Source organism: Streptomyces sp. NPDC052701 (assembly GCF_040678355.1).
Classification (GTDB): Bacteria; Actinomycetota; Actinomycetes; order Streptomycetales; family Streptomycetaceae; genus Streptomyces.
In genome coordinates, this window is record NZ_JBFATO010000004.1 from 214478 (window position 1) to 230674 (window position 16197).

At 71.2% G+C, this 16197-nt stretch carries 13 protein-coding genes and 2 tRNA genes; 3 read left to right on the forward strand and 12 right to left on the reverse strand.

Features of this window, described 5'->3' with window-relative positions:
- Positions 1-10: 10 nt before the first annotated feature.
- The 4 genes from ndk to AB0L29_RS07760 form a co-directional block, all read right to left on the reverse strand.
- Positions 11-424: a nucleoside-diphosphate kinase gene (ndk, locus tag AB0L29_RS07745; protein ID WP_365824427.1), complete on the reverse strand. Its 414-nt coding sequence runs from the start codon at positions 422-424 to the stop codon at positions 11-13.
- Positions 425-490: 66 nt separating this feature from the next.
- Positions 491-841 (reverse strand): DUF4233 domain-containing protein, encoded by a 351-nt coding sequence (locus AB0L29_RS07750; protein WP_365824429.1) that lies wholly within the window; start codon positions 839-841, stop codon positions 491-493.
- A 7-nt stretch (positions 842-848) separates the two neighbouring features.
- Positions 849-2363 (reverse strand): folylpolyglutamate synthase/dihydrofolate synthase family protein, encoded by a 1515-nt coding sequence (locus AB0L29_RS07755; protein ID WP_365824431.1) that lies wholly within the window; start codon positions 2361-2363, stop codon positions 849-851.
- 163 nt (positions 2364-2526) lie between these two features.
- Complete coding sequence (locus tag AB0L29_RS07760) at positions 2527-5151, reverse strand: valine--tRNA ligase (protein WP_365824432.1); 2625 nt, start codon at positions 5149-5151, stop codon at positions 2527-2529.
- Positions 5152-5289: 138 nt separating this feature from the next.
- On the opposite strand from AB0L29_RS07760, the gene AB0L29_RS07765 reads away from it, so the two are divergent.
- Positions 5290-6261 (forward strand): hypothetical protein, encoded by a 972-nt coding sequence (locus tag AB0L29_RS07765; RefSeq protein WP_365824434.1) that lies wholly within the window; start codon positions 5290-5292, stop codon positions 6259-6261.
- Positions 6262-6324: 63 nt separating this feature from the next.
- Here AB0L29_RS07765 and clpX read toward each other — a convergent pair whose 3' ends face one another.
- The 5 genes from clpX to AB0L29_RS07790 form a co-directional block, all read right to left on the reverse strand.
- On the reverse strand, positions 6325-7611 hold the full coding sequence (gene clpX, locus AB0L29_RS07770) for an ATP-dependent Clp protease ATP-binding subunit ClpX (RefSeq protein WP_365824436.1): 1287 nt from the start codon (positions 7609-7611) through the stop codon (positions 6325-6327).
- Between the two features lie 179 nt (positions 7612-7790).
- Positions 7791-8471, reverse strand: a complete 681-nt coding sequence (locus tag AB0L29_RS07775; RefSeq protein ID WP_365824438.1) for an ATP-dependent Clp protease proteolytic subunit — start codon at positions 8469-8471, stop codon at positions 7791-7793.
- A 152-nt stretch (positions 8472-8623) separates the two neighbouring features.
- On the reverse strand, positions 8624-9229 hold the full coding sequence (locus AB0L29_RS07780) for an ATP-dependent Clp protease proteolytic subunit (protein ID WP_260827270.1): 606 nt from the start codon (positions 9227-9229) through the stop codon (positions 8624-8626).
- 226 nt (positions 9230-9455) lie between these two features.
- Positions 9456-10853 carry a trigger factor gene (gene tig / locus AB0L29_RS07785; RefSeq protein WP_365824440.1) on the reverse strand — a complete coding sequence of 466 codons (1398 nt, stop codon included), beginning with the start codon at positions 10851-10853 and terminating at the stop codon, positions 9456-9458.
- A gap of 216 nt (positions 10854-11069) precedes the next feature.
- Positions 11070-11146, reverse strand: a tRNA-Pro gene (locus tag AB0L29_RS07790).
- 162 nt (positions 11147-11308) lie between these two features.
- Here AB0L29_RS07790 and AB0L29_RS07795 point away from each other — a divergent pair.
- Positions 11309-11379: transfer RNA gene (locus tag AB0L29_RS07795), tRNA-Gly, on the forward strand.
- Positions 11380-12360: 981 nt separating this feature from the next.
- Here the strand turns inward: AB0L29_RS07795 and AB0L29_RS07800 are convergent.
- A complete protein-coding gene (locus tag AB0L29_RS07800; RefSeq protein ID WP_365824442.1) occupies positions 12361-12555 on the reverse strand; it encodes a hypothetical protein in 195 nt (64 codons plus the stop codon).
- Positions 12556-13246: 691 nt separating this feature from the next.
- On the opposite strand from AB0L29_RS07800, the gene AB0L29_RS07805 reads away from it, so the two are divergent.
- Positions 13247-14362, forward strand: a complete 1116-nt coding sequence (locus AB0L29_RS07805; protein WP_365824444.1) for an acyltransferase family protein — start codon at positions 13247-13249, stop codon at positions 14360-14362.
- Here the strand turns inward: AB0L29_RS07805 and AB0L29_RS07810 are convergent.
- Together AB0L29_RS07810 and AB0L29_RS07815 are read right to left on the reverse strand one after the other, a co-directional pair.
- Complete coding sequence (locus AB0L29_RS07810) at positions 14359-14841, reverse strand: HD domain-containing protein (protein ID WP_365824446.1); 483 nt, start codon at positions 14839-14841, stop codon at positions 14359-14361. The genes AB0L29_RS07805 and AB0L29_RS07810 overlap by 4 nt on opposite strands.
- Positions 14842-14939: 98 nt before the next feature.
- Complete coding sequence (locus AB0L29_RS07815) at positions 14940-16118, reverse strand: PP2C family protein-serine/threonine phosphatase (protein ID WP_365824448.1); 1179 nt, start codon at positions 16116-16118, stop codon at positions 14940-14942.
- Positions 16119-16197: the final 79 nt, after the last annotated feature.

Here is a 16197-nt window from a genome sequence, read left to right on the forward strand (position 1 = left end):
CGGCCCGGAACTAGGCGCGGCCGGGAAAGAAGATCTTGATCTCGCGCTCCGCCGACTCCTCCGAGTCGGAGGCGTGGATCAGGTTCTCGCGGACGATCACGCCGTAGTCGCCGCGGACGGAACCGGGGGGCGCGGCGATCGGGTCGGTCGGGCCGGCCAGCCGGCGCACCCCCTCGACGACCCGCTCGCCCTCCACGATCATCGCCACGACCGGGCCGGAGGACATGAACTGGACGAGCGGCTCATAGAAGGGCTTGCCCTTGTGCTCGCCGTAGTGCTGCTCCAGCGTGTCCTGGTCCAGGGTGCGCAGCTCCAGCGCGGTGATCTGCCAGCCGGCCTTGCGCTCGATGCGGCTGATGATCTCGCCGGTCAGGCCGCGACGGACGGCGTCGGGCTTGAGGAGGACGAGGGTGCGCTGGCTCACGGCGGGGCTCCTTGGATTCAAAGGTTGTGCGGCAGGACGAGATTACCGGGCGTGTCCCGGCCCCTGTCACGCAGCGTCAGGCTGGTCCGCCTGGGCGGCGAATCTGGCCTTCGCCTCGTCCACCTTCCTCCCGAAGTGCACCGACGCCCACCACAGCGCCGCGAAGATCGCCCCCAGGACGAACATCATCGGGACGACGACGCCGGAGGCGATCAGCGCGATCTGCAGGGCCCAGCCGAGGGCCACCCCGCCGGGCCGGGTGACCACACCGCACAGCACCACCGACAGGAACATCGCGATGCCGCACACCGTCCACACCGTGCTCATGGACAGGTCCGGGTCCTTCATCGCCACCAGTCCGGCGAAGCCGATGATGAAGAACTCGCCGATCAGGGTCGAGGAGCAGAGCGTACGCACGGGACAGTCAGCCCTTTCCGAGGAGCAGTCGGGCCTCGCCGACGGTGATGACGGAGCCGGTCACGAGGACGCCGCCGCCCGCGAACTCGCCCTCCTCCTCGGCGAGCGTGATCGCGGCCTCCAGCGCGTCCGGCAGCCGGGGCTCGACCTGCACGCGGTCCTCGCCGAACACCTCGACGGCGATCGCGGCCAGCTCGTCGACGTCCATCGCGCGGTGGCTGGAGTTCCGGGTGACCACGACCTCGGCGAAGACCGGCTCGAAGGCCTCCAGGAGCCCACGGACGTTCTTGTCGCCGCTCGCGCCGACGACCCCGATGAGTCGGCTGAACTGGAAGGCCTCCCCGACCGCCTCGGCGGTGGCCCGCGCGCCCGCCGGGTTGTGGGCGGCGTCCAGCACGACCGTGGGCGAGCGCCGTACGACCTCCAGGCGCCCGGGTGAGGCGACGGAGGCGAAGGCCTTGCGCACGGTCTCGGCGTCGAGCTGCCCGGCCCGCTGCGCACCGACCCCGAAGAACGCCTCGACGGCGGCGAGCGCGACGGCGGCGTTGTGCGCCTGGTAGGCGCCGTGCAGGGGAAGGTAGACGTCGGTGTACTCGCCGCCGAGCCCGCGCAGGGTCAGCAGCTGCCCGCCGACGGCGACCTGCCGCGAGACGACCCCGAACTCCAGCCCCTCGCGGGCCACCGTGGCCTCGGCGTCCGCGGCCTTCCTCAGGAGCACCTGCGCCGCGTCGACGGGCTGCTGGGCCAGGATCACGGTCGCGCCCCGCTTGATGATCCCGGCCTTCTCGGTCGCGATCTCGGCGGGCGTGGAGCCGAGCCGGTCGGTGTGGTCCAGGTCGATGGGCGTGACGACGGCGACGTCCCCGTCGATCACGTTGGTGGCGTCCCAGCTGCCGCCCATGCCGACCTCGACGACGGCCACGTCCACGGGCGCGTCGGCGAAGGCGGCGTACGCCATGCCGGTGAGCACCTCGAAGAAGGACAGCCGGTACTCCTGCCGGGAGTCGACCATCTCGACGTAGGGCTTGATGTCCTGGTACGTCTCGATGAACCGCTCGGCGGAGATCGGGGCGCCGTCGAGGCTGATCCGCTCGGTGACGGACTGCACGTGCGGCGAGGTGTACCGCCCGGTGCGCAGCTCGAAGGCGCCGAGCAGGGCCTCGATCATGCGGGCGGTGGAGGTCTTGCCGTTCGTCCCCGTGATGTGGAGGGACGGGTAGGACCGCTGCGGCTCGCCGAGGACGTCCATCAGCGCGGAGATCCGGCTGACGGAGGGCTCCAGCTTGGTCTCGCCCCAGCGGGTCGCGAGCTCCGCCTCGACCTCGCGCAGGGCCTTGTCCACCTCGGGGTCCTCGGGGCGCGCGGGCACGTCGGCCTGCGGCGGCCCGCCCTGCGTGCGCAGGGTGCGGCTGCCGGCCTCGATGACCGCGAGGTCGGGGTCACGGGTGGTCTCCTCGGCGATGATCTCGTCGAAGGAGTCGAGGGGGTCGGGCTGGTCGTCGGTGCCGGGGATGTCGCTCACGGAGCCAGTCTACGGAGCGGCGGTGACAAGGGTGGGGGTGGCGTGGGCGGTGGCGCGGAGTGCGGGGCGTCCGTGGCCGCCCGCGCAGTTCCCCGCCCCCTGAGGGACGTGAAGGCCCCCGGTGCCGGCAGGGCACCGGGGGCCTTCGCCCGCGTACGGGGTCCTACGCCTGCGGCAGCTTCTCCAGCTGCGCCTGGATCCGCGCGATGTCCTCCTCGGCCTTCGCGAGCCGCGTGCGGATCTTGTCCACGACCTGCTCCGGCGCCTTGGCGAGGAACGCCTCGTTGCCCAGCTTGGCCGTGGCCTGCGCCTTCTCCTTCTCGGCGGCGGCGAGGTCCTTGGCCAGGCGCTTGCGCTCGGCCGCGACGTCGATCGCGCCGGACAGGTCCAGCGCCACCTCGACGCCCGCCACCGGCAGCGTCGCCGTGGCCGTGAAGGCCTCGCCCTCCGGCTGGAGGCGCAGCAGCTGGCGGATGGCCGCCTCGTGCCGGGCCAGGGCCGTGTCCTGGAGGGCCAGCCGGGCCGGGACCCGCTGCCCGGGCTGCAGGCCCTGGTCGGCGCGGAAGCGGCGGACCTCGGTGATCAGCGACTGGAGGGTCTCGATCTCCCGCTCCGCGGCCGGGTCGCGGAAGCCGCTGTCGGCCGGCCAATCGGCGATGACGACCGACTCGCCGCCGGTCAGCGTGGTCCACAGCGTCTCCGTCACGAACGGGACGACCGGGTGGAGCAGGCGCAGGGTGACGTCGAGGACCTCGCCCAGGACGCGCTTGCTGACCTCGGCCGCCTCGCCGCCCTGCTGGAAGGTGGTCTTGGACAGCTCGACGTACCAGTCGAAGACCTCGTCCCAGGCGAAGTGGAACAGGGCGTCGGACAGCTTCGCGAACTGGTAGTCCTCGTAGTACGCATCGACCTCGGCGACCACGGAGTTCAGCCGGGACAGGATCCACCGGTCGGTGGGGGACATCCGCGACGCGTCCGGCAGCGGGCCGGCCACCGTGGCGCCGTTCATCAGCGCGAAGCGCGTGGCGTTCCAGACCTTGTTGGCGAAGTTGCGCGAGCCCTGGACCCAGTCCTCGCCGATCGGGACGTCGACGCCCGGGTTGGCGCCGCGCGCCAGCGTGAAGCGGAGCGCGTCCGAGCCGTACTTGTCCATCCAGTCCAGCGGGTCGACGACGTTCCCGAAGGACTTCGACATCTTCTTGCCGTTCTGGTCACGGACCATGCCGTGCAGGGCGATGGTGTGGAACGGCGGGGTGCCGTCCATCGCGTACAGGCCGAACATCATCATCCGGGCGACCCAGAAGAAGAGGATGTCGTAGCCGGTGACCAGGACGGAGTTCGGGTAGAACTTCGCCAGGCTCTCGGTCTGCTCGGGCCAGCCCAGCGTGGAGAACGGCCACAGGCCGGAGGAGAACCAGGTGTCCAGGACGTCGGAGTCCTGACGCCAGCCCTCGCCGCTCGGCGGCTGCTCGTCGGGGCCGACGCAGACGACCTCGCCGTTCGGGCCGTACCAGACCGGGATGCGGTGGCCCCACCACAGCTGGCGCGAGATGCACCAGTCGTGGAGGTTGTCGACCCAGTCGAAGTACCGCTTCTCCATCTCCTGCGGGTGGATCTTGACCTTGCCCTCGCGGACCGCGTCGCCGGCGGCCTTGGCGAGCGGGCCGACCTTGACCCACCACTGCATGGACAGGCGCGGCTCGATGGTGGTCTTGCAGCGCGAGCAGTGGCCGACGGAGTGGACGTAGGGCCGCTTCTCGGCGACGATCCGGCCCTCGGCGCGCAGCGCGGCGACGATGGCGGAGCGGGCCTCCAGCCGGTCCAGGCCCTGGAAGGGGCCGTGGGCGGTGATGACCGCGTGCTCGTCCATGATCGTCAGCGCCGGCAGGTCGTGGCGCTGGCCGATCTCGAAGTCGTTCGGGTCGTGGGCGGGGGTGACCTTGACGGCACCCGTCCCGAACTCGGGGTCGACGTGCGCGTCGGCGACGACCGGGATGCGGCGGCCGGTCAGCGGCAGCTCGATCTCGCGGCCGACGAGGTGCCGGTAGCGCTCGTCCTCGGGATGGACGGCGACGGCCGTGTCACCGAGCATCGTCTCGGCGCGGGTGGTGGCCACGACGATGGAGTCCTCGCCCTCGCCGTACCGGATGGAGACGAGCTCGCCGTCGTCGTCCTGGTACTCCACCTCGATGTCGGAGATGGCGGTCAGGCAGCGCGGGCACCAGTTGATGATGCGCTCGGCACGGTAGATCAGCTCGTCGTCGTAAAGGCGCTTGAAGATGGTCTGGACGGCCTTGGACAGGCCCTCGTCCATCGTGAAGCGCTCACGCGACCAGGCGACGCCGTCGCCGAGGCGGCGCATCTGCCCGGAGATCTGCCCGCCGGACTCGGCCTTCCACCGCCAGACCCGCTCGACGAACGCCTCACGGCCCAGGTCGTGCCGGGACTTGCCCTCCTTGCCGAGCTCGCGCTCGACGACGTTCTGCGTGGCGATGCCGGCGTGGTCCATGCCGGGCTGCCACAGCGTCTCGTACCCCTGCATGCGCTTGCGGCGCGTGAGGGCGTCGATGAGGGTGTGCTCGAAGGCGTGCCCCAGGTGGAGCGAGCCGGTGACGTTCGGCGGCGGGATGACGATGGTGTACGGCGGCTTGTCGCTCTTGGCGTCCGCCTCGAAGTAACCCCGTTCCACCCAGCGCTCGTACAGCTTCCCCTCTACCTCGGCCGGCGTGTACTGGGTCGGCAGTTCGGTCGTGGGCGCTGCTGGCGGCTGCTGAGTGTTCTCGGTCACGGGGGTCAGTTTAGAGGTGTCACGGCCCCGTCCCGAAACGCGTTTGCTTTGTAACGGTGCGACCCCCCGATGCCATGGACACGCTGTGTCTGGGCCAGGATGTCTGGAACACATAGGCATCTGGAGGGGAACCCAGAAATGAGCTACAACCAGCCGGGCCCGTACGGCGGGCAGCCCCAGCAGCCCGGGCCGTACGGCCAGCCGGGACCGTACGGCCAGCCGCCGCAGGCCCCCCAGCCCGGCTACGGCTACCCCCAGCAGGCCCCGCCCGCCCAGCCCGGCTACGGCTACCCGCAGCAGCCCCCGCAGGGCGTCCCGCCCCAGCAGCCTCCGTACGGCCAGCAGCCGCCCTACGGCCAGGCCCCCTACGGCGTGCCCCAGCCCCCGGCGCCGGGCGGCGGCAAGAAGAAGACCGGCCTGATCATCGGCGCGGTGGCGGTCGTGGCAGCGATCGGCGTGGGCGCGTTCCTCGTGCTCGGCGGGGGCGGCGGTGCGGGCGGTGGCCTGGAGGACGACGGCCCGCACAAGCTGTCGACGCCGCAGACGGTGCTCAGCGAGTACAAGCGGGTCGGCGAGGGCAACAAGAGCAGCGACTCCAGCACCTCGAAGGACATGGAGAAGAGCGGCGTCGAGAACGGCACGGCCGTCATCGGGCAGTGGTCGACGGCCGACTTCGGCGACTACGACCCGCAGAACCCCGACGCCGGCGACCTCCCCGACCAGTCCGAGCTGCTCACCGCCAAGGGCATGACCATGGTGGGCGGTTACGGCAAGATCGCCGACCCCCAGGCGACCCTGGACAAGTTCTTCGCCTCCATCCAGAAGGAGGTCAAGGAGAGCTCCTCGAGCTCCTCGGGCGGCATGCAGAACGCCCGGCTGGTCGGCGACCCCGAGGAAGTCAAGATCGACGGCGCGGTCGCCAAGTGCCAGTCGACCAAGAGCACCAACGCGCTGACCAAGAAGGAGTCGACCGACTGGTTCTGCGCCTGGGCCGACTACAGCACGGTCGCCATGGTGTCGCCCGGCGACAACACCGGCACGGGCGTCCCCAGGGACACCGCGGTCGACATCACCACCAAGCTCCGCCAGGAGATCCGGGTCGAGTCCTGACCCGGCACCCCCCGACGGCGAAGGGGCCCCGGTCCGTCGACCGGGGCCCCTTCCGTGTCCGTGTCACGCCGTCTTCTGCTCGCCCGGCCCGCGTCCGCGCGCGTCCCGCGGGATCAGCGTCGGGTTGACGTTCGACAGGACGACGTCGGCGGTGATCACGACCCGGGCCACGTCCTTGCGGGACGGGACCTCGTACATCACGCCCTGGAGGACCTCCTCCATGATGGCCCTCAGACCCCGCGCGCCGGTCTGGCGCAGGATGGCCTGGTCGGCGATGGCCTCCAGCGCCTCGCGCTCGAAGTCCAGCTCCACCCCGTCGAGTTCGAACAGCCGCTGGTACTGCTTGACCAGCGCGTTGCGCGGCTCGACCAGGATCTTCAGCAGGGCCTCGCGGTCGAGGTTGTGCACCGAGGTGATGACGGGGAGACGGCCGATGAACTCGGGGATCATGCCGAACTTGACCAGGTCCTCCGGCATGACCTCCTCGAACTGGTCCTTGGACTCCATCTCGCGCTTGGAGCGGATCTGCGCGCCGAAGCCGATGCCCTTGGCGCCCGCCCGGGCCTCGATGATCTTCTCCAGGCCGGCGAAGGCGCCGCCCACGATGAACAGGACGTTCGTCGTGTCGATCTGGATGAACTCCTGGTGGGGGTGCTTGCGGCCGCCCTGGGGCGGAACCGAGGCCGTGGTGCCCTCCAGGATCTTCAGCAGGGCCTGCTGGACGCCCTCGCCGCTCACGTCACGCGTGATCGAGGGGTTCTCGCTCTTGCGCGCGACCTTGTCGATCTCGTCGATGTAGATGATCCCGGTCTCGGCCTTCTTGACGTCGTAGTCGGCGGCCTGGATCAGCTTGAGCAGGATGTTCTCGACGTCCTCGCCGACGTACCCCGCCTCGGTGAGCGCCGTGGCGTCGGCGATGGCGAACGGGACGTTCAGCATGCGGGCCAGGGTCTGGGCGAGCAGCGTCTTGCCGGAGCCCGTGGGGCCCAGCAGCAGGATGTTGGACTTCGCCAGCTCGATGGCGTCGTCGCGGCCCTGGGCGCCGCCGTTCTCACCGGCCTGGACCCGTTTGTAGTGGTTGTACACCGCGACGGACAGGGCCTTCTTGGCGGCCTCCTGGCCGACCACGTAGCCCTCGAGGAACTCGTAGATCTCGCGGGGCTTGGGGAGTTCCTCCCAGCGCACCTCGCTGGTCTCCGCGAGTTCTTCCTCGATGATCTCGTTGCAGAGGTCGATGCACTCGTCGCAGATGTACACACCGGGCCCTGCGATGAGCTTCTTGACCTGCTTCTGGCTCTTCCCGCAGAACGAGCACTTGAGCAGATCGCCGCCGTCACCGATGCGTGCCACGGTGTGCTTCCCCTTCGCCTGGGAGACGCCTGGACGTCAACGTCCAGCGGCTCCTGGTGCTGCCTTATGTCCGACGGTACCTTGCCGGGCCCCCCGTTCGGGCCCCCCTTGGCACGGTTCGCTTTGACGTGGACCGTGCCAAACCGTGCCAAGGGGCGGCAGACGATACAGCCTCCCCCTTACCGCAGGGCGGCGTTGTCCATCTTGCGGGTGGTGATGATCTGGTCGATCAGGCCGTACTGCAGCGCGTCCTCGGCCGTGAGGATCTTGTCGCGCTCGATGTCCTCGCGGATCTTCTCGAGCGGCTGCGTGGAGTGCTTGGCCAGCATCTCCTCCAGCTGCGTGCGCATGCGGAGGATCTCGTTAGCGGCGATCTCCAGGTCGGAGACCTGGCCACGGCCGGTCTCGCTGTACGGCTGGTGGATCAGCACGCGGGCGTTGGGCAGCGCCATGCGCTTGCCCGGCGTGCCGGCGGCCAGCAGCACGGCCGCGGCGGAGGCCGCCTGGCCCATGCAGACCGTCTGGATGTCCGGCTTCACGTACTGCATCGTGTCGTAGATCGCCGTGAGCGCCGTGAAGGAGCCACCGGGGCTGTTGATGTAGACCGAGATGTCCCGGTCGGGGTCCATCGACTCCAGGCACAGCAGCTGCGCCATGACGTCGTTGGCGGAGGCGTCGTCGATCTGGACGCCGAGGAAGATCACGCGCTCCTCGAAGAGCTTCGCGTACGGGTCGTACTCGCGGATGCCCTGGGAGGTGCGCTCGACGAAGCGCGGGATGACGTAGCGGGACTCGGCCGCGGGGCCGGTGTACTCGGCGCGCGTGCGGTCGTAGAGGCCGCTGCCGGGGAAGTCGTTCACGGTGTCTCCTGAAAAGGGCTGGGGCGGTCGGCTGGGGCTGTCTGGGGTCGCTGGGCCCGTACGGAGCCCGAGGCGCCCCGCGGGGCGCTCCCGGGCTGGGACGGGACTCATCCCGGCCCCACGGGGCCTCGCAGGCCCCGTGGGGGCCTCTCTCAGGCCCCCGTACCGCCGCCGCCCGGCATGCCGGCGGCCGTGGCGATCACGTCGTCGATGAGGCCGTACTCCTTGGCCTCGAAGGCGTCGAACCAGCGGTCGCGGTCCGAGTCCCGGGTGATCTGCTCGACCGTCTGGCCCGTGTGCTGGGCGGTGAGCTCGGCCATGCGCTTCTTGGTGTGCAGCAGCCGCTCGGCGTGGATCTTGATGTCCGAGGCCGAGCCGGCCAGGCCGGCGGAGGGCTGGTGGATCAGGATCTCGGCGTTCGGCAGCGCGAAGCGCTTGCCGGGGGTGCCCGCGCTGAGCAGGAACTGGCCCATGGAGGCCGCCAGGCCCATGGCGATGGTCACCACGTCGTTCTTGATGTACTGCATGGTGTCGTAGATCGCCATGCCGGCCGTGATCGAACCGCCGGGGCTGTTGATGTACAGGTAAATGTCCTTGTCCGGGTCGGCGGCAAGGAGCAGCAGCTGTGCGGTGATCCGGTTTGCGATGTCGTCGTCGACCGGCTGGCCGAGGAAGATGATCCGCTCGTTGAGCAGCCGGCTGTAGACCTGGTCGCCGAGGCCACCACCGATGGAAGGCTCGCCGGCGGCGGAGGGCATCAGATTCGTCACGTATCCACCTGCTCGTCTTGCGACGGCGCCGGGCCGTCTCACGTGTTCTGCGTATTCATGGACCCTAACGCGGGGGCCCCTTCGGGGAATCCCGTAGCGGGGGGTGTTCGCCGGGGGCGTAGCGCCCGCCGGGAACGGCGACGGGCCCCGGGTCGCACGCGTACCCGGAGCCCGTCCCACGTATCGGTCCCGCCTGTCCGAGGTGCCGTGCGGCTCAGCCCTCGGTCTTCTCCCCGGCGGTCTCGGAGGCCTCGGCGCTCTCGCCCTCGGCGGCCTCGGACGCGGCCTCGTCCTCGTCGTCCTCGTCGTCCAGGTCGACGATCTCGCCGTTGGTGTCCTTGACCGTGGCCTTCTCGACCACGGCGGCCAGCGCCTTGCCGCGGGCGACCTCGCCGACCAGGAGCGGAACCTGGCCGCCCTCGACGACGGCCTGGGCGAACTGGTCGGGGGACATGCCGGAGGAGGCCGCGCGCCGCATGAGGTGCTCGGTGAGCTCCTCCTGGTTGACGTTGAGCTTCTCCTGCTTGACCAGCTCGTCGAGCACGAACTGGGTCTTGATGCCCTTGACCGCGGCCTCGCGGGTCTCGTTCTCGAACTCCTCGGCGGTCTTGCCCTGGAGCTCCAGGTACTTGTCGAGGGTGAGGCCCATCTGGCCGAGCTGGTGGTGCTCGAGGTTGTGCTTGCGGGTGTTGATCTCGTCCTCGAGGAGCTTCTCGGGGACCGGGACCTCGACCAGCTCCAGCAGCTTGTCCAGGACGCGCTCCTGGGCCTGCGTGGCCTGGTCGTAGCGCTTCATGTTCTCCAGGCGCTTGCGGCTGTCGGCCCTCAGCTCCTCGAGGGTGTCGAACTCGGAGGCGAGCTGCGCGAACTCGTCGTCCAGCTCGGGCAGTTCCCGCTTGGCGACCTGGGTGACCTTGACGGTGACCTCGGCCTCCTTGCCGGCCGCCGAGCCGCCCTTGAGCTCGGAGGTGAAGGTGGCCTCCTCGCCGGCGGACAGCCCCTTCACGGCGTCGTCGATGCCGTCCAGCAGCTCACCGGAGCCGATCGTGTAGGAGACGCCGTTGGCGATGCCGTCCTCGAGGACCTCGCCGTCGACCTTGGCCTGCAGGTCGATGGTGACGACGTCGCCGTCCTCGGCGGCGCGCTCGACCGGGGAGGTGGAGGCGAAGCGCTCGCGGAGCTGCTCGACCGACTTCTCGACGTCCTCGTCGGTGACCTCGACGGCGTCGACCTCGACCTCGATGCCGGAGTAGTCCGGGATCTCGATGGCCGGGCGGACGTCGACCTCAGCGGTGAAGTTCAGCGTCTCGCCGTCCTTCAGCTCCGTGATGTCGACCTCGGGCTGGCCCAGCGGGCTCAGCTCGGCCTCGTTGACCGCGTCGGTGTAGAACTTCGGCAGCGCGTCGTTGACGGCCTCCTCCAGCACGGCACCGCGGCCGAACCGCTGGTCGATGACCCGGGCCGGGACCTTGCCCTTGCGGAAGCCCTTCACCGTGACCTGCTGGTTGATCTTCTTGTACGCCGCGTCGAGGCTGTCCTTGAGCTCCTCGAAGGGCACCTCGACAGTGAGCCGAACCCGGGTCGGGTTCAGGGTCTCCACGGCGCTCTTCACGGTTCGGTCTCCTTGTGGCTGACTGCTTGGTTTCTGCCGGAGCCAGAGCGGCCCGGCGGACTGCGCCGCCCGGAGGACTGCAGACGCTGAGACATACGGGCGTGCAGCTTGCATAGTAACGGCAGCGACTACACCGCCCAAAAGGCGATCACCCGAGGCGGTCCCCGGGTGATCTCGGGGCGACCGGGGAGTCATCACGCCAGGTGATCGGGTGGCTGGTCGGGGTGGCGGGATTTGAACCCACGGCCTTCCGCTCCCAAAGCGGACGCGCTACCAAGCTGCGCCACACCCCGTCTGGTGCGAGACGTAGGGTACATGCCGCCGGGCGCCGGGGCCGCCGCAATTCCGCGGGCCGGTGAAGATCAGGTACCCGCGCGACGGGGCGTGCGGCGGAGGGGGACGACCCGCTACGATGCCTTCTGTGCCGCGGTCGCCCGACCTGCGGCGCACTGTGTGCGGGCGTAGCTCAATGGTAGAGCCCCAGTCTTCCAAACTGGCTACGCGGGTTCGATTCCCGTCGCCCGCTCGACGGCCCGGGGCCGGGCGGAGGAGACGATCCTCCGCCCGGCCCCGGGTGTTTTCCGGGGTGCCCGCCCCGGTCCTGCCCGCCCCGGTCCTGCCCGCCCCGGTCCTGCCCGCCCCGGTCCTGCCCGCCCCGGCCGTGCCCGTCCCGGTCCGCGCCGGCCGCGGACGTTCACGCCCGCGTACCCCCACCGTGTACACGCAGCGGACGCCGTGCGGGGCGTACGGCGCGTCGCTGGCCGGGACGAGCGCCGGCGGGGACGGATTCGGGCCCGGTGCGGCCGGGGTGGGCGGCCCCGGCCGCACCGGCGCTCGGGTTCGGGGCGGCCGGCCGCTCGGCGAGGCGGACGCGGGTGCCGGAGACGGCGGGCGGGCCGGGTCGTCCGACGCCGGGCCGGCCTCCCCGGGCGGCGCCCGGCGTCCGGGAGGATCGGGCGGGCGGGCGCCGCCGGGCAGGTGAAGCAGAGGGTGCCGTGGACGGGGTGCGCGCCGGCCGTCCCGGGCTGCCGACGGGGGCGGCGCACGGCGGGGCGCGTGGCACCGGGCGCGTCCGGCGGGCCCCGCCGCTCCCGGCGTCGAGGGGGCACAGAGCCGGCCCGGTCGCCGTCCGGGGGCGCGGCGCGCCAGCGTCCGGGTCCGCGGACGGGAGCGGTGGAGGTGCCGCCGGCCCGGCGGGCGGCGGCCGCCTCGCGACGGGAGGGGCGCGGAACTCGCCGCCGGCGGCCTGCTGCCCGCGCACGCCTTCGGGGCGAGGCGGCGGCCGGAGGCGGAGGGGCCGGGTGGACCACGCCCGTGCCGCCGGAGTCCGGGGCGGCCCTCGGCGCGGTGGCCGCCGGCCTCCGCCGGATCCGGCTCGCGCGGCGCCGTCCCCGTACGCCCTGCGTCACGCGCCGTCGATCGGGATGAGCGTGTCCACCCGCCGCGGGAGCCGGGCCGTGCGGTACGGCCGGAGCACCGGGAGACCCGGCGCGGCCGGGCCGTCGGGTCAGAAGCTGATCGAGTTGATCGTTTCCGCGATCGAGTTGAGGAAGCGGTTGATGGAGGGAGCCATACCGGTCGAGGCGAGGAAGAAGCCGAAGAGCACCGCGACGATCGCCGGGCCGGCCTTGAGGGACCCCCCTCTCAGGAGCACCACCAGGATGATCGCCAACAGCAGCACCACAGACAGTGAAATGGCCACAACTGATCACACCCTCGGTCGGTCCGCTCTCCCGGCCCGGGGACGCGACCCCGCGCACCCCGCCAGAACCATCGTGCCACCAACCGGGCCGCCCTATGCGGCAGGTGACGCACAGTCCGGGTCCGCCGTGCCGGGTACCACGCGCGCGTGCGCGCGGGCGGGTCCAACCGCCGCACTTCGCACAGCAATTCGGGGGAGCACTCACACGGGAATTCGACCGGATCGTTTCCGCTTCCACGCAACCCGTCCGCAGCTAATTCGAATTGCCCCCAACGGCATCCCAACGGCCCCGGGGACAGCCCGCGAAGAGCGCGGAAGCGGACATTCCACCGGAGTCGGCTGCTGGTCATATGCACGGTTTAGTCCGGATGAATCATGACAAACAAGGCGGACGTGACGCGCGCAGTCAGCGCTCCGGGGGTGTGTTGGCCATCACGTCGGCGCCGTGTCAACTTTCCCGAATCCGGGGTACCGGGAACGGATAACCAGGAATGACGTCGAGCGTTTTACGAATAGCCACAGCCGACGCTAGGGTGCCTCAGATGTTCCACGCTGCCTCGTCCCCCGCAAGCGCAGCGAGGTCCCGGACGCTCTCCCCGCGTTGCTGGTGGGAGGGCCTGTGACGAACTCGCTGCGACCGTACGGCCACCGCAGGACACCACTCCCCCCGGCACAGTCGCCGGCGGACGGGGTGCCGAGCCCGCGTGCGCCGCGAAGCCCGCAGTCCAAGCAGAACGGCAAGCAGCGCGACGCGTTCTTCGACAACGCCAAGTACCTGGCGATCGTGCTGGTGGCCATGGGCCACGCCTGGGAACCGCTCAAGGGCGACAGCCGGCTCCTGGAAGCCGTCTACCAGGTCGTCTACACGTTCCACATGCCGGCGTTCATCATCATCTCCGGCTTCTTCTCGCGCAGTTTCGACATGCGCCCCGACCGGCTCAAGCGCCTGATCACCGGCGTCGCCGTCCCCTACCTCGTCTTCGAGACCGCCTACCCGCTCTTCAAGCGTGTCATCGACGGCGACTCGCACCAGGAGATCAGCCTCCTCGACCCCTGGTACCTGACCTGGTTCCTGTGCGCGCTGTTCATCTGGCGGCTGACCACCCCCGTCTGGAAGCTGGTGCGCCATCCGCTTCCGCTCGCGCTCGGCCTTGCCATGGTGGCGTCCGCCGCCCCGGAGATCGGTGACGACCTCGACCTGCAGCGGGTGCTGCAGTTCCTGCCGTTCTTCGTGCTGGGCCTGTCGATGAGGCCCGAGCACTTCCACCGGGTGCGCCGGCGGTCGGTGCGCATCGCGTCGGTGCCCGTGTTCGCCCTCGCGCTGGCCGCCAGCTGGTGGGCGGTGCCGCGCATGAACACCGCGTGGTTCTACCACCGCGACGCCGCGCAGGAGCTGGGCGCGCCCTGGTGGACCGGACCGGTCATGGTGCTCGCGCTGTTCGGCTGTTCGCTGGTGCTGACCGCCTGCTTCTTCGCGTGGGTGCCGCGCCGCTCCATGTGGTTCACCGCGCTCGGCGCGGGCACGCTCTACGGCTACCTGCTGCACGGCTTCCTGGTGAAGGCCGGCGACTACCGGGGCTGGTTCGAGTCGGCGTGGTTCCACCACCCGCTCGGCCAGGTCGCCGTGACCGCCGCCGCGGCCGCCGCCGTGACGCTGCTGTGCACCAAGCCCGTCCAGCGGGTCTTCCGGTTCGCGATGGAGCCCAGGATGGAGTGGGCCTTCAAGCGGGACGCGGCCGAGCTGGCCCGGGAGCGGGAGCAGCGCGAGAAGCGCGAGGGCGCCGCGCGCGAGAAGGTCAGCGCCTAGACGCCTTCCGGGCCCCGGACATCCCCCAGACCGAGAAGTGCGCGCATCCGTGCGTACTTCTCGGTCAGTCGTGTGCGGGTGGCCCCGTCCAGGACCGCGAGACGGGCCGGGTCCGCGTTGTGCGCCAGGTCCGCCTCCTTCACCAGCAGCGCGCCGGGGGTGGCGAGGATGCGCGCCGCGTACGCCTCCGGCGGCTCCCCGGCCCGCCTGGTCACCGCCAGCACGATGTCCTTCGTACGACGGCTCAGCGCCGCCTCGCGCAGCCACCGCTCGCAGAGCACCCCGTCCTCGACGGCGTCGTGCAGCCAGGCCGCGGCGATCTGCGCCTCGTCGCCGCCGCGCGCCGCCACGCCCTCCGCCACGGCGCGCAGGTGCTCGGCGTACGGCCGTCCCGCCTTGTCGGTCCGCCCGGCGTGCGCGGCACGCGCGACGGCCTCGACCTCGGCGAGGGGCAGCGGGGTGCGGGGGGTCTCGGTCACTCCCCCAGTGTCCCCCGGCGGCGCCCCGCCCGGAGCGGGCTTGCGGGACCCGGCCGGCGCCGGGGCGGGGGGACGCGGCCGGGGCCGGTGGGGCGCGGTCAGCGGAGCGCCTGCGCCGTGGGGCCCTCCCGGCAGATCAGCAGCAGCGCCCTGTCGTCGTTGACGTCCTTCGCTACCGCCTCGATGAGGTGCCAGGCGGCGCCGTGGAAGCCGCCGGCGACGTAGCGGTCGGCTTCGCCGGTGAGGCGGTCGATGCCCTCGACGATGTCGCGGTCGGCCGTCTCCACCAGGCCGTCCGTGAACAGCATCAGCACGTCGCCCGGGCGGAGCGAGCCCTTCACGGGGTCGAACTGCGCGCCGTCGTACACACCGAGCAGCGGGCCCTCGGCCGCCTTCTCCTCCCAGCGGCCGCTGCCCGCGCTGAGCTGGAGACCGGGCGGGTGGCCGGCGGAGTAGAGCTCGTAGTCGCCGGAGTCCAGGTCCAGGACGAGGTGGATGGAGGTCGCGAAGCCCTCCTCCCAGTCCTGGCGCAGGAGGTAGCCGTTCGCGGCCGGGAGGAAGGCGTGCGGCGGCAGGGAGCCCAGGAGGCCGCCGAAGGCGCCGGACAGGAGCAGGGCGCGCGACCCCGCGTCCATGCCCTTGCCCGAGACGTCCGTGAGGACGACCTCCAGCGTGCGGCCGCCGTTGGTGCGGGCCGCGACCACGAAGTCGCCCGAGAAGGACTGGCCGCCCGCCGGCCGCAGGGCCATCTCCCGGTGCCAGCCGGCCGGCAGCTTCGGCAGCTTGCTCTGCACCCGGATGCGCTCGCGCAGGTCGAACAGCATGGTGCCGCCGCGCCGCCAGGGCACGCCGACCCGGCTGCGGAACTGGGCGAGCAGCAGGCCGAAGAAGCCGCAGGCCGCGACGACCAGGACCACCCCCGGAGTGACCCGGGAGGGGCCCTCGGTGTAGGGGCCGAGCCGCACGGACTCCACGATCAGCGCCGTGGCCGCCGCCGCGTACAGGCCCAGCAGGCTCGCCGGGCGCAGCAGCAGGCCGCCCGCGACGATCGGCAGGACCAGCGCGGCCGGCGAGAACCACACCGAGTTGGCGAGCGTCGCCACCGCCAGCAGCGGGATCATCAGGAGCAGGCCGGCCAGCGCCACCCAGTCCGAGCCGTCGCCGCGGAAGTAGTCCACGGCGGCCCGGCGCATGCCGACGCGGGCCCGGTGCCACTGCTTCCTCAACCGGGCCGTGAACGTCTCGGCCGCCGCGCGCCGTTCTCGTCCTGCTGCCATCAGTTCGGGACCCTATCCATCGGACCGGCCGCTTGGCACGGGAGGTCCTCCTTGTCCCCCGTCCGAGGACCGACTTCAC

Bases quoted from the DNA above. Each gene is read 5' to 3' on its own strand.
- AB0L29_RS07765 (WP_365824434.1), top strand. From the start codon at position 5,290: ATGAGCTACAACCAGCCGGGCCCGTACGGCGGGCAGCCCCAGCAGCCC.
- AB0L29_RS07780 (WP_260827270.1), bottom strand. From the start codon at position 9,229: ATGCCCTCCGCCGCCGGCGAGCCTTCCATCGGTGGTGGCCTCGGCGAC.
- AB0L29_RS07815 (WP_365824448.1), bottom strand. From the start codon at position 16,118: ATGGCAGCAGGACGAGAACGGCGCGCGGCGGCCGAGACGTTCACGGCC.